Annotated in this window: 12 protein-coding genes and 1 pseudogene; all 13 read right to left on the bottom strand. The window is 28.5% G+C overall.

Going from position 1 to position 15309, the window contains the following annotated elements:
* Positions 1–2086: transglutaminase domain-containing protein (locus WMO38_RS03620; RefSeq protein ID WP_349161500.1), on the bottom strand; the 2086-nt coding region annotated here is incomplete at its 3' end.
* A gap of 105 nt (positions 2087–2191) precedes the next feature.
* Positions 2192–3298, bottom strand: a complete 1107-nt coding sequence (locus WMO38_RS03615) for an acyltransferase family protein (RefSeq protein ID WP_349161499.1) — start codon at positions 3296–3298, stop codon at positions 2192–2194.
* 58 nt (positions 3299–3356) lie between these two features.
* Positions 3357–4448 carry an acyltransferase gene (locus WMO38_RS03610; RefSeq protein WP_349161497.1) on the bottom strand — a complete coding sequence of 364 codons (1092 nt, stop codon included), beginning with the start codon at positions 4446–4448 and terminating at the stop codon, positions 3357–3359.
* 3 nt (positions 4449–4451) lie between these two features.
* Positions 4452–5123, bottom strand: coding sequence for an acylneuraminate cytidylyltransferase family protein (locus WMO38_RS03605; protein ID WP_186835779.1), 672 nt, complete (start codon positions 5121–5123; stop codon positions 4452–4454).
* 2 nt (positions 5124–5125) lie between these two features.
* The gene (locus WMO38_RS03600; protein WP_349161496.1) at positions 5126–6538 is read right to left on the bottom strand and encodes a lipopolysaccharide biosynthesis protein; all 1413 of its coding nucleotides are present in this window, start codon (positions 6536–6538) and stop codon (positions 5126–5128) included.
* Positions 6539–6571: 33 nt separating this feature from the next.
* Complete coding sequence (locus WMO38_RS03595; RefSeq protein WP_349161494.1) at positions 6572–7510, bottom strand: GT-D fold domain-containing glycosyltransferase; 939 nt, start codon at positions 7508–7510, stop codon at positions 6572–6574.
* The gene (locus tag WMO38_RS03590) at positions 7503–8606 is read right to left on the bottom strand and encodes a polysialyltransferase family glycosyltransferase (RefSeq protein WP_349161493.1); all 1104 of its coding nucleotides are present in this window, start codon (positions 8604–8606) and stop codon (positions 7503–7505) included. The genes WMO38_RS03595 and WMO38_RS03590 overlap by 8 nt, the downstream gene beginning before the upstream one ends.
* Before the next feature lie 307 nt (positions 8607–8913).
* Positions 8914–9066 (bottom strand): annotated as a pseudogene (locus WMO38_RS15285) (DapH/DapD/GlmU-related protein); the annotation flags it as partial.
* Positions 9067–9340: 274 nt separating this feature from the next.
* Positions 9341–10576, bottom strand: a complete 1236-nt coding sequence (locus tag WMO38_RS03580; RefSeq protein ID WP_349161490.1) for an O-antigen ligase family protein — start codon at positions 10574–10576, stop codon at positions 9341–9343.
* Positions 10577–10610: 34 nt separating this feature from the next.
* Positions 10611–11642, bottom strand: a complete 1032-nt coding sequence (locus WMO38_RS03575) for a glycosyltransferase (RefSeq protein WP_349161488.1) — start codon at positions 11640–11642, stop codon at positions 10611–10613.
* Positions 11623–12591: a glycosyltransferase family 2 protein gene (locus WMO38_RS03570; protein WP_349161487.1), complete on the bottom strand. Its 969-nt coding sequence runs from the start codon at positions 12589–12591 to the stop codon at positions 11623–11625. The genes WMO38_RS03575 and WMO38_RS03570 overlap by 20 nt, the downstream gene beginning before the upstream one ends.
* Positions 12584–13861: a beta 1-4 rhamnosyltransferase Cps2T gene (cps2T, locus tag WMO38_RS03565; protein ID WP_349161486.1), complete on the bottom strand. Its 1278-nt coding sequence runs from the start codon at positions 13859–13861 to the stop codon at positions 12584–12586. Before cps2T ends, WMO38_RS03570 begins: the two co-directional genes overlap by 8 nt.
* The gene (locus WMO38_RS03560; RefSeq protein WP_349161484.1) at positions 13861–15309 is read right to left on the bottom strand and encodes a sugar transferase; all 1449 of its coding nucleotides are present in this window, start codon (positions 15307–15309) and stop codon (positions 13861–13863) included. Before WMO38_RS03560 ends, cps2T begins: the two co-directional genes overlap by 1 nt.

Below are 15309 nucleotides of genomic sequence, written 5' to 3'. Positions count from 1 at the left end.
TTCGGTATGTATCAGCACCTTCTACTTCTTCCCAGTTTATCACTATTCCATCTTTTGTATTCTTAAATTCTCCAAGTTTTACATTTGCAAGGCTGCTCATTCTTTTTATGCTCTTTGTCTCATCAAATGATGCACTTATCATACTTCCGCTTAAAGCTCTTACCGTATAATAATATGTAACATTTTCAGCTGCTGTTCTATCGGTATAGCTTGTTCCTGTTGCACTGCTTGTCAGTGCCATCCAGTTTCCATTTACTGTTCTCCTGTAGATTCGGTATGTATCAGCACCTTCTACTTCTTCCCAGTTTATCACTATTCCATCTTTTGTATTCTTAAATTCTCCAAGTTTTACATTCTCAAGCTGCTTGAACTTCTCCCACTGTGCATATAGTATAATATTTGTTTTAGGATTGGATATCTTAGAACCAGCTGTATAAAAATCCCCCGAACCATCAAATTTAGTATTCCAGCCTTTAAATACACAGCCTGTATTATTATAAGGATTATTTAAAACCTCAGCAGTTGATTTCATATTATATGTTTTTACTATTTCATCGCCATCACCACCATTTGGACGATATTTAACAGTAAATACACTATCTTCATTTTGTATGCCACAATAATACTCAAGATAGTTTTGTATTACTGATAACTCCTGATATCCTGTTGTAACCTGCTGAACATTATCATTCTTATCAATATATACCATAACAGGATAATAAATTGATGACATAGAGGAATCTTTCATATATACATAATTCCACATATTACTGCTTGCCATTGTTCCATTCAGCGAATTAGCATACGTAAATATAACATTATCGCTTCCATATGTATTTTTAAATGTTTTTACATCGTCAAGTGAAGCCTGATTTGCATTAATTGCTATAATATCTAAATCTGTATACTTTTTATCAGACAAACTCTTTATAACAGCTCGCGAATTTCCACAATTTGTACTGAAATAAATTAACAGCTTAGATTTTCCATTTGCTTTTGTTGAAACTGTGTTCCCATCAATAGCAGAGTAATTAAACTCCCAATTCATAGTCTCTAATGGTGTGTCATATGTTGGATTTTGCTTATAATATGATACAAGTCCCATTGGGTACGTCTCATAAAATTCATCTGTTGTATATTCACTATTTCTTGTATGATTAGAAGAAAAATCCTTTTCATTAAGAAGCAGATATGTATCCAAAGTTGTACTGTCCTGTCCGTCCCATGTTGAATCCACATTATAATATGCATTATCAACTTTAACTATATTCCATGCATGTGGACCTCCATTTCCAGTTCCGGAAATGATTCTTACTGATAATCCCGCTTCTTTACACATACGATAAAATAATATTGCATATCCCTGACATACTGCTTTTCCTTCACATAAAGCAGCGTAAGCAGTATATTTTATTAAATTTGAGGAATCCGAAAGTCCCGAGTAATCATAATCAACTTTATCACATATATAATCATGTATAAGTTTTACTTTTTCTGCTTCAGTTTTACCATTAAGATTCATTGAATCCATTGCACTATTTACTGCAGCTGTAAGTTCCTCTTCTTGTTCAGCTGTCGTATAATATGTCATAGTGTAAGAATACTTCGTATATTGTGATGAATAATATCCTGTTGAAACACGAAAACCTGTTCCACCATATCTTATAGCATCTGCCTCCTGGCCTGAACATGAGTCACTATATGCTATGGCATTTGTATATGCATTTACTGGACCACCTATTGAATTATTAATATCGTTTGGAAGTATAATATTAATCTGTGTGCTTCTTTCTGCCATTTTCTTTGAAAGATACTTATACAATTCACTTTCACTATTTACCGTTATATCTTCCTGTTCTGACAATAAAGCTATATCATCATAATGAACCACAGGTTCTTCTTCATTATCTGCCAATAAGGTTAATGGCTTTACTTCATAATATTCTAATAAACCATTACTATCAGAATAAGAATCAAATACATCTGGCTGTTCAGCTCTAACCATTGTATTTGGAAGCATTCCAACCGCAAGCAAAACCGCCATTATAAGTGCTGTAATTCTTGTTATGAATGTTCTTTTCTTCATACGCATCATCATGATGTCTTTAACATCATACTCCTTTCTTATTCATTTAATTATGAGCGACTTTTAGTAAATTATATCATATATTTATTAAGTGTAAATGCTCATTTATTTTATTTTATACATGGTTTTTTCATATTTTTTATATATCTTATCAATCAACACTATCATTTTACCAGCTAACTTTTCAATGATTTTTCCAAATAATACTCTATAAATAATACCAATAAGTAATGAAAATGCAAATATAACAATACTTAATAATACAACCCATACTATAATATACTTATAACCTAAAATATTATATATTAAATGAAGAATATATGGTCTGATATAATTTCTTAGCAAAATGTTTTCATGTATAATATATATAAGTAACGAATATTTTGATATATTATTAATAAAACTACTTTTTATCTTTATTTTACGAAATATATTAAATGAAGTAACAGCAATTACCCAAAAAACCGGATTGCAGTTTTTATTCCAAAAAAGCATTTTATTTGCAAAAAATTTATTATTTCTCCCCGCTATATATGTAAAAACTATCAAAAAAACTATTATTGAAATTCCGATTATTAATACAATACTATTTACTTTTATATTATTACATAGCTCAATCATATATATTTTTATATATGCAATAAAAAAATATAACGTAATCCACATAATAATAACTGATGAAAAAAAAGAATCGTACAAAGAATTACATACACAATAAAGCAAAAATAAAACCGTCGTTATCTTTAATAAATTTTTTTGATTTAAATCTTTTATTATTCTATTCAAAACCGTATGTAATGGATAAAATATTAAATACGCCGTAACATACCAATTATTGGTAAAAAAATTAGGTAATAACGATTTTATAATTAATTTATTATTTATTCTTCCGCCAGTGTATATTAACATGAGTAAAAGAATAGCACATGATATAGTCCAAATTTCCAAAAACATTTTTATCCACTTATTTTTTGAAACGGTATCTTTTTCAAGTAAAAACCATGACGAACATACAAAAAATATTGTATTACCCAAAGAACCAAAATGCTGAAATATCGCCAATATAATTCCACTCATTCCCTTTGATACATAAGAAAAGTCAAAAATATAATCATCATATGATACAAATTGATTTTTTAATCGTATTGTCATTACAACATGACTTATAATTATCAGAAAAATTATATTATTTTGAGCATCTCTATTCCACAATTACGATTTACTTCACTTTGCTTTTCCATAAATAACAAGTCCCCATTTCATTTTTATTCTAATCCAACATTTTTTTTGATATAACTTTATATAATTTTTCAGAAATTTCAGTTATAAAAAATGATGTTAATGTAGATAAAATTAAATTTACAAGTATAGTAAACGGAAGCACTAATGATAAACCAGCTATATTATTAAATATATGCTTTACTATATAATACAAAACAACATCAAAAATATAAGAAACCAAATATGTTCCGAGCGTATATTTTGATAATATGTATATACCTTTTTTAATAACCGTATTTTTTATATTAGTATTTAAAACCAGCATTGTTATCAGACACGATATAACAACACTTTGATAACCACTGTAAGATGTTTCCTTTGTAAACGGATAAAAATAATCATAATTTTTAAAATAGTTTATAAAACCGAACAAAGTGCATGCAAGTATTAACAACAAAATGACTTTTTTCTTATTATATCTATTATTGTTTTTTGAAAATTCATATATATACTTTCCGATAAAAAAATAGAAAACCGGATATAAAAATGTCCAATATTCATCAACAACTTTAGTATAACTTTCTTGTGTACCATATAACCAATTTACATTATCAAAATTAAATGTATTAAATACACTTGGAATAATCACTATTAAAAACAAACATGTAATAATTATTTTTTTTGATTTTTCTTCAAAAGCATTCCATGCTTTATTTAAAAACGGAATCATTAAATACAATCCCATGTACATACCTACATACCAACCATATGGTGCAGCTTTAAAAGAAAAATAATTTATTAATATCGTTTTTACGGTTATCTTATCTTTTACAATATTGAATATTGAACACAATATTGCTGCAATTGTATATATAATAATAATTTTTATTAATCTTACAAAAAATTTTTTATTGTAATTATCCTCATTATGTAAAGCTCCCGTAATTATCAAAAACAAAGGAACACAAGTAATAAACAATGTCCTTACAACTGATAATATAAACATCACTCCGCCACTAAAACGATGCTCATAAAACCCAATATAACTAAGTCCATGAACACTGAGAACAAAAATAATAGCTATTACTCTTAATATATCTAAATCTTCTTTTCTGTTTTCTTTAACTATATTATTATACAATGTCTATTCACCACCATAATTATTTAATATAATATGATTAAATATTGCATCTGCAATCATAAAATCTTCAAGTTCATCAATATCAATCCCCTCTATTTCACCAACCTCAACAATATATGGATGTTGTCCTATTCTACGATTATATTTATTGATTACATCCTTTTCATATATATAAAACCCACTAGTTTCTTCATAAATAGGCGGCAAATCCTGCGTTCTTGGAATATTATCGAGTTCATAATTAAATGGTTTATTATCTTTCCAAAGAAAATCCTGTAATTTTTTTGCAGCAAATGCCGAATCATATTCTCCTGATAAAACAGCTTGTATCCCTTTTATTATTGATTCTTTTTTTACAAATGGTGCCGTTGTATGCGTCATTACATATATATCTGAATCAACTTCCATTGCAAAACTTTTTAACACATCATTCATCTTTGTTGAATCAGTGTCAAGTGACTCTGACCTTTTTAAATATTTAACCCCTTCCGGAATGAATTCCCTTATATCAGGATTGCTGCAATATACATACACGTCGTCTATTCCATCTATTTTTAATAATGTAGACAATATGTAATAACATAATGGCTTACCATTAGTAAAGGATTTCGTATTTTTCTGTGGCAATCTTCTGTTATTAAGCTTCATTGGCACAACCGCTGTTACTTTTTTCATAATTATTTCTCCTTTTTAATTTTTTTTATGACCATTGAGAATATTTTTATATAATATTTTCTAAACAATAACATTGTAATTAATATAATAATTATTTGTAACAAATAGAAATGACTTTTTGTAGATGCCAATATTGTCTGTAATACCAATAATACATATGCAAAAAGCATTCTCTTTTCATTTATTTTCATTCTAACATATCTTTTTGAAACAATATATCTTATTCCCCAAGCTACTACATATGAACAAACCGTAGCAACCGCAGCCCCATATATATGAAATTTAGGTATTAAAACTGCATTTAATAATGCATTTAATAATGCACTAATCATTGTTGTTTTTGCCGCAATTTTTGTATCCTTTACCGCCGAAAAAATACTTCCCAAATAACCGCTTAATGCACTGAACAAAGATGAAAGCAATAACAGTGGAACATACTTCCATGCAACAAAGAAATCTTTTGCATATAAAATCCGTGATAATAATATATTAAATATCATTATCCCTTCACAACAAAAAATCATTAACGAATTATACATTTCATATGTTTTTCCAAAAAAGCCATCACTGTCATCAGCATCATATTCATTTATAGCAGATAACATCCACGCCTGCGAAAAAATATTTTGAAACACTCCTAATATTGTAGGTATTTTATAACTAACCGAATATATACCATTCTCACTTACTCCAAGCATACCTGTAACAAAATATTTATCCAGACTTGAATTAATCCACCATGCCAAAGCCGTAAATATTGTAGGAAAACAGTATGAAATACATTCTTTTTTCATTTTGGGATTATTTTTAAAATCCAAAGTTATACATCTTACAAGCTTTCCTTTAAATAACATATATATATTGGCTGCCATAATTCCCAAAAACATTGATACAAAATATCCTGTAATACCAATTTTTATATATACAAGTAATATAATATTCGATACCAACATAACAACAGTATTTAACAAACTTGAAAAAACCATAATCGGCACTTTATCTACCGCACGAAGATAATTTTGAAACAAGCCATATATACAATTTGCAATAAAAATCAGATACATCCATGCATAATATTTCTTAAAACTATACTCTACCGGTATTATTGACAACAAAAAAAGTAAAACCAACAATATAAGTGCCGCCTTAATTGTCATATAAATACCATATGAAAAATAATCCTTATTATCTTTATCTTTTAATGTAAATCTCAAAACACCTTCTGATATATTAATTGTAAACACTGGGACTAATATGCTTACAGTTGTTGTAATCAAATCAACAGTACCATAATCTGCTGTTGATAATACAGATGTATATAACGGAACCAATAAAAATGCAAGTATTTTTTGCCCAAACGAACTAATTGAAAATAACAATATATTTTTTGACAAATAACTATACTTATTTTTCACATTAAATACCTCTTTAAAATATACTTACTTAACTTAATTGATTTCACATATAATAGAATTTAAATAAATTTTATCGTTATCGTAAACATTAGAACAATCTCTGTTTCCACTTTCATTTACAGATTTTCCCTCTATAGGTTCCCTTAATATAGCTCTATGCAAATACCACATATATTCAACATCAATATGTCCTATATCAACCATCTGATAACCATTATCACACATATCTGATGCTAAAATCGTAGCGGTCGGTCCCAAAGCTGCAAGCATAAGAGTGTTCTTTGATACATTTTTTTTAATAGACTCTTCTATCTTTTCCAAACTTTCAAATGCATTTTCTGCCGGACATATTATTCTTTTTATTGACAACGCATTGTCAAACAAATCATTTCCTATGCCCAGTTTTGTTTTCTTTCCTTCTACTATAACAATATTTTTGTTATCCCAAATTCTTTTTAAATTTTCAAACTTATGCCTGCTAAATTCTATATCACAATAATCAATATAAGGTCTTGTTATACTTGCATCACAATATGTTTGACTTTCATCCAAGAACTTTGCTATATCATAAAAATAATTTGCCCTGATAATTGTCCAATGCATTCTTGCAAACAAATTACATTTATGTGAATCAATAATTCCTTTAGGAAATCCTATAAGCAACTTTTCATTCTTTGATTTCATTGTATTTATAAGCCGCTTCTCTAGTTCTGGTGAGTATTTCTGAAATGAATTTAATTTTTGACCACACATCCATAAGAATTCGCCATCCCCAAAACGTGAAAGAGACATATTTTTATTAATAATACAATCTACTGTTTCTTCATCTGACATCATCTTAAATTCAGGTATACTAATCTTTGCTGCTTTATGCTTTGAACGTATATACTGAGGTAATATCTGAATAATTCTATAATCATATATTAATTTATCCGGAAGAATTTTTTTAATTATTTTCTTAATATTACTCATTTTTATTATCCAACCATTCAAATAATTTATTTTTTGCTTCTTTAACAGTACCTGCTATAAAGAACTTATTTTTATCATCATACATCTGCTTTTGACTACTCAATTTTTTCTTTCTTTCTTCCGTAAAATATTTTGATTTATCATATGTATCAATTACTTTATCCTCTATAATAGGAAATAAAAGAAGAGAATATGATTCTTCACCAAACATAAATTTTCCTGATGTCATTGTTGCACATGATAAAGATATTAATATTTTATCTTTCATCGGACAGTTAAGAATATAAACTTCCCATGGTATCCCCTGTGACTTAATAACATTAAATGTATTTTCAAATCTATTTGTCTTTGATCTAGGATGTAACTTAACAACTGAATTAAATTTTTTATCAATGTCAATAACCTGCTTAAACAATTCTATATCTTCATTCTTTATCAATCCATCATTAGAATAACATTCTTCCATTAATATTACATCTGCATTTTGCAAATCAACATCTTCTTTGTATTCAAATACATAATTAATTGTTTGACACATTTTTTTATTTTGTCTTGAAACCATAGGCAATTTTTGTTTTTTTCCGTTTTTGAACGGAGACATGCTTTCAGGTGAGCTAAACCACCAGCAATTAATATTTCTTATTGATGATTTTAAATTGAATATTTTAAATAAATATTTAATACATTTATTTTCTTTATATTGTATTCCATATACAGTTGGAGCATCCTCCACAACATTATACTTTAAATCAATATTATTTTTCTTTAAAACATTATAACCAACCTCGTTAAACGGTCCATAAATATTATATGTAAACAATTCTCTATATTTTTTCTCTGATAAGATTTTCTTAAACTCTGATTTTATAACACATGCTTTAAGATCAACCAAATGTCTTCCTTTCATATATGTGCTATCATCAATATAATATACATTTTCAAAAATATTTATTTTTTTCAATCTTTGCACAATATTACTTGCTCCATTAAATGACGAAAAAACATAAACATCAACTTTCTCTTTCTCAAACATTTCATATTTTAACTGAATTGTTCTAAATATATGTATAGGTGTTCTGCAAAAAAAAGCTATCATTTTTTCTCCTTTATACCAAAGATTTACACTTTTCTATAAACTCATCAAATGAAGCATATCTAGGATTCTGTCTTATTAATTTTAGATTTTTCATACAATCTTCGTAATTTCCCAGCAATTCCATTTCGTATTTATATCTCGGTATTTTTTCATAGTCTTTATCATCATTCCATAACCAAAAATAATCATAAAATATAGTATTATCAGGCCACTTTTTATATCTATTATAATAACCGACAGCCAAATCAATAGCTTCTTTCTCCTGTCTGTCAGAATATTTTTTTAAATAACTATTGTCAATCTTATGAATAACTTTTGCCGGATTTCCAACAGCTACGGAATTAGCCGGTATATCTTTAGCAACAACACTTCCAGCACCAATTATGGAATTTTCACCAATAGTTACGCCCTTCAATATTACAGTATTTACTCCAATAAAAACATTATCTTTAATAACAACATTTCCGGATGCACCATATAATCTTGAATATTTTTTCTTAACTACACTCCAATCATAACTATGTGTCAATATTATAACACCTCTAGTTATTTGAACATCATTACCAATTTCAACCATCCAAGGATATTGTTCATCAATAAATGTTTCTCTCGGAGAAAAAATCACAGTTCTTTCACCAATTTTTACTCCCAATCCTTTCAGATATTTAATATAGGTTTCTGATGAATATCTATTGCCATATAATATTTTTTTTACAAATTCTTTAATAAGCATATCAATCACCAACTTTTTTAATTGTATTATCCGTTATTTCACTCATAGCTAAAGGTATAATAACATATATTAATGTAAATATATAATATTCAAAAACATTATCAGTAAGATACAATACAAAAGAATATACAGTAAACATTAAATATATTGCTGCAACTTTATCTGAAAATTCATTCTTGAATTTTATTGTTTTAATCTTTATGACATATATTATCCAAGCAATAAAACCAATAAATCCTAATTCTATATATTTCTTTAAGGTATCACTATGCATTCCCGACAATAGCATCCAGCCTTTGTATAATGTTCCTCTAGTTCTAAGTTCTTCTATAAGTTTATCAACATATGACAAACCGTGCCCCATAAATGTAGGTTTAAATTCAAAATATCTTGTCATAAATTCATAAGTATACAATCGACCCATAAAATTAACATTATATTTTTCTGCCAATATTGAAAGTAATCCACTTGATGCCAAAAAAACATATATCAATGATACTGCCAAAACAACTCCTGTTATTACTGTTGTTTTAAAAGATAATTCTTTTCTTTTTCTACCTATGAAAATAAATAAAATAAATGTTATCGCTATTGCTGCAAATTCAATTCGTTTATATCCCCAAATAACATACAATATCGATATAATTATCTTGCTATATAAATGTTTTATATTCTCCTTTTTGCCAAAATACACAAAATATATAAGGAAAAATCCCATTGCAAATGTCAAGTCATGAACTTCAAATATTTTTGTAATTTGCACCGTATCTTTAAGTGTAAACATATATCTTAAAGTATCAACAGGACTTCCAAAAAACGCCATACAAATAGATCCGATAAAATATGATATAATTAATGAATACCATGTATAATCTATTATTTTTTTACCTAAAACTATATATGATATACAAGCATATAATATACAAATTCCAAGATAACCAACTGTGCTTATAAGACGTGTTACGTAACGTATATTTTCAACGCGTGATATACCTGTAATCCACAAAAAAATTGTATATATAAACATAGCTGCTAATGGTATAATCGCATATTTAAAATGAATTTTTGCTATTTTATTCTCTTTTTTCTTTTTAAATATATATGGTATTGTATACGCAATCCATAGAAGTGATAAAATATATTTTAAAATAGGTTTTACAGTAACTCCGTTAAATTTGAAAGTTACATTTAACGTAGTTATTATGATATATATTAATACATTTAACTTGATTTTCATTTTAAAATTCTTCCTAATATCATAAATAAATATTTTAATGGTATCTTAATCGCATTAAAATATAAATCATTCTTGAGTTAGTTTTCAACATTAATTTCTTCAATATTTTTAAGCTTAATGAATCAGCATATGTTATCTTTAATAAAACTCCATTTACATCTTCATCTTTACATATTTTTTTTATTTCAGACAATTTATTTCTTTTATTCATTCCTGAGCTTAAACTTATATGTTTAAAACAAACAAGCATATTTATTAAGAAATTATTATCCATTCTTAATATTTCATTATTGGTCAGCTTATATTTTTCAGCAATTTTGTGCATTTCTTTATACAAAACAACAGCTTTTTTATATCTGTCACTTCTGTAGGAATTAGTAAGTGATTGTTCATTATCGCAATAATAATAAATTGTTTTATCATAAAAGCAAATAACATTTGCTTTTGCACATACCTCGGCAGAAAAAATATAATCTTCACTTAATATCTCACGTTCCGATTTAAACTTTATATTTTTTTCTTGTAAAAACTTTCTGTTATATATGGCTTTCCATGCAGGTCCAATTTCAAACAAATCTTTTTTTAATGGTTCACCCAAGCATAACCCTATCAATTCATTTGTATTGCATTTACTGTCAAAAATTTCTTGAGACTCCTTAACCACACCATTTTTCAAATATTTTGCCCTATGGAAAAAACAAACATCAGAATTATTTTTCTTGACGTATTGATATAAACCAAACAAACAATTTTTTTCAATATAGTCATCAGAATCAACAAACATTATATATTGCCCTTTTGAATTATCAATACCTACATTTCTTGTCAATCCCAATCCCTCATTTTTTTTATGTATTACTTTAACATTAAAATATTCCTGACTATATTTATCACATATCAAACCTGAATTATCCGTTGCTCCATCATCAACTAATATAATCTCATAATTTTCTATATTTTGATTCAATAAAGAATCCATACATCTGTCAAGATATTTTTGAACATTATATACAGGAACTACTATACTCAACAAAAAATTTTTTTCATCATTTCCATCTATCAACATGTTTGTACACCTTTATCATCATTTTTTTTGAACATGCAAACATAATAATTGCAATTTTTGCTTTTCTTCTTACATTTTTATCTAGTAAGACTTTATATGAATTTGTTTTAATAATATCTTCACTTTTTTTAATTTCATCATTAAATTGATTATTTCTAGGTGCATTTAAATATATTCTAAATGCTGCGGACATTTGATAAGCCAATGATGCTGCAATTAAATCATGATCTTTTTTTCTATCCATATATGCTACAATCTCATCACAAATATACAAAATATCACAATCAGCCTTTGAAAATTTTTTGGTTGTAATGCTGTTTTCTCTGTGCATATATCCATATAGTTTCGCATCACCATATACTATTCTGTCTGCACATTCAAAAATCTTATAAATTGTTGCACTGTCTTCGAACAACATTCCTACAGGAAATTTTATATTATCAAAATATTCTTTTCTATATATTTTTGCACACGCAGAAACCAAAAACGATTTTTGATATAACATTTCTTTTACAGCTTCATCAGCACTAAATACCTTGTGAAATTTCTCTTCCTCAAATACAATGTTTTCCTCCGGATAACAATGCAATGGGTCACATATTGAAATATCAGAATTTGTTTCATAAATTAATTTCATCAAATATTCCACAATATATTCAGAAATTATGTCATCACTGTCAACAAACATTACATATTTCCCCTCGGCAAATTTCACTCCGTAATTTCTTGCATCAGACAATCCACCATTATCTTTATGTTTTGTAATTATTCTTCTATCCCTTTGCCCCCACAAATCGCATAATTTTCCACTGTTATCTTTAGAACCGTCATCAACCAAAATTATCTGTAAATTGTCATATGTTTGATTAATTATACTTTTAACACATTTGTCTAAATATTTTTCAACATTATATACAGGAACTACTATGCTTATCAACTCTTTATTCATTAAATGTCTCCTTTAAAAAAACATGTTCATACAATGCACAAATATGTTCCCACGTATACGCTTCCTTAACTCTTTTTTTTGCTTTATCTCCATATTTTTCTATTTCATTTTGAGTAAGTCTGTCCGCTTTATCTATTAAGTCTGCCAGATATCCATCTTCTCTTTTCCAATACATAGCACAGTCTTTTGCAACCTCTCTGTTAAAGCCAACATCAACTAACAAATTTAAATCTGTACTACTCAAAGCTTCGATTAAACTTGGATTTGTTCCTCCAACTGTATGTCCATGGAAATATGCATATGCGTTTTCTCTTATTTTCTTTAACAGTTCTTTATCATAAACTGTTCCTACAAATTTTATTCTTTTATCAGATTTAAAATGTAATTTTCTTTCTAATTCATTTAAAAATTTATCATTCACATTTGTTATAATTGCAAAATCACGTTTTGAATTTGATTTCATAAATTCTCGTATCATAATTTCAAATGAATTTTCAGGCACAAAACGACCAACGACAAGATAGTATTCTTTTTTGGATAATCCCTTTTCTGCATACCATTTTACAAGTCTTTCATCATTATCCGCAAGCTTACTCATAGTCATATCTGCACCATATGCTATATAAGTTGTTTGAGGATTCCTTCCTTTAATACATTTTCCATCATAGCTTTGATGAATATATTTTTCAATATTTATAGAATCACATATAACAATATCTGAATATTTTACCATCATTTTTTCAGAAATTTTCCAATATTTACGTATCGGTGCACTCCATTTTGCACGCATCCATTCATGTCCATCGGGATTCAAATATACTTTTCCTCCAAGTTTATGAATTTTTTTATAAAAATGTTTTGCAAATGGTCCAATTCTACACGCCATTATATATACTATAGGATTTTTTATTTTATTTTTTTTAATATATTCACAAGATTTTTTTAAAGCAGCAACATCATAATATATTGCCTGAGCAGGTCCGATATTTGGTATATTAATTTTAAAGCATATTGCGTTATGATATGTAAATTCATTATCAGAATTTCTTTTTATATCTGTAAGTTTTTTTTCATCTATACAACCATCGCCATTGGCTTTACATGCAACATAATACTTAATGGATGTATTATTTTGATGATATTCCGTCAATTTATCAACAAATGTCTCATATCCGCCATAATTACCTAAACTTTTAGCCCCCACAAGAAATACACTTTGTTTTTTTGACTGTAGCATATCATTACTCCGTTCATTCACATATTCTCCCATCACATTGCACCATCTTTCCTAAACAGCACTCCTACTGTCTTCACCAAAATCTTAATATCCAGCCCGATGCTCCACTTCTCGATATACTGTGTGTCGAGTTTTACAATTTCCTCAAAATCTGTGATTTTGCTGCGGCCGCTGACCTGCCACATGCCGGTTATGCCGGGTTTGGTAGCGAGGCGGGCACGGTGGTGAAGGTCGTACTTTTCAACTTCATCCTCCGTTGGGGGACGTGTGCCGACAAGTGACATGTCACCTTTAAGCACATTAAAAAACTGCGGAAATTCATCGAGTGATGTAACACGGATGAAGTGACCGATGCCTGTTTTTTTTGTGCCGTCAGGAAGGATTTTGTTGCCGATGATTCGCGGATCAAAGTCCATCTTGAACATCATGCCGTCTTTGACGCGGTTTTGTGCCATAAGTTCTTTTTTGCGTTCCTCAGCATCCATGTACATGCTACGGAATTTGTAGATTTTAAATCGTTTGCCATTCTGACCTACTCTTGTCTGTGAGAAAAAGATAGGTCCCGGCGAGCTTATATATATAACAGGTGCTATAAATATAAAGATGATTCCGGTTAAGATACATCCGACTATACCGCCTGCAATATCCATTGTTCGTTTTGCAAAGGCCTGCTTGTTTGTCGCATAGTTCATGCTTGATGTAAGAACTGTATAATTACCGAGTCTTTCAACTGCATGTCTGTTTCCTGCAACATTTTCGATATTATAAAGATTAAAATGAACAACAACGCCCATTTCAACGAGGTCGTCAACGAGTTCATGCGGATATTCCATTCTTGATTCCATGTTGATAAATACTTCATCTACCCAGTTCTTTAATATGTATTTACTGACATTCTGCATATTGGCAACAACTTTTACGCCGCCTATTGTTCTGCCTGTCATATCAGAATCAGAGATTACAAGTCCGCTTATATTGAACATGTCATAATTCTCAGCACGCACATTCTTTATAACATCCTCGGCAGATGCTCTTGTTGTCACTATTAAAAGAGAACGCTTGCCGCCCTCTTCCATTTTCTTTTTAAGGTGGTTTTTCCACAAGACTCTTGTTATATAAGAAAATTCAAGATAAAAAGCCCCCATCAGATAGAGCACTATACGCGAAAATCCGCCACTCTTTATTGTAAACAGATACATACTTGATATTAATTCAATAAATATCATCTGCTTTAATACTGACATGAATTCGTTGTAATATCCTCTCCTTAGGACACCCTTGTACTGTTCGAGCATAAAGATAACTATCAAATCGGCAATTTCTATCATCAATGCCATATTTCTGTATAACTCAACTTCATAAAGGTTCGTCAATCCATGACGGAAAAAGTATGCCAGTACATATGAAAACTGGACACATAATAAATCAATTATTATAAAATCGAAATGTTTGAACCATCCATTTGACTTTTTCCTATACAT

The sequence above is a fragment of the Lachnospira hominis (ex Hitch et al. 2025) genome, assembly GCF_040096395.1.
GTDB lineage: Bacteria > Bacillota > Clostridia > Lachnospirales > Lachnospiraceae > Lachnospira > Lachnospira hominis.
Note: the sequence above shows the minus strand (reverse complement) of the source record. Positions and strands in the feature narration are given on the sequence as shown.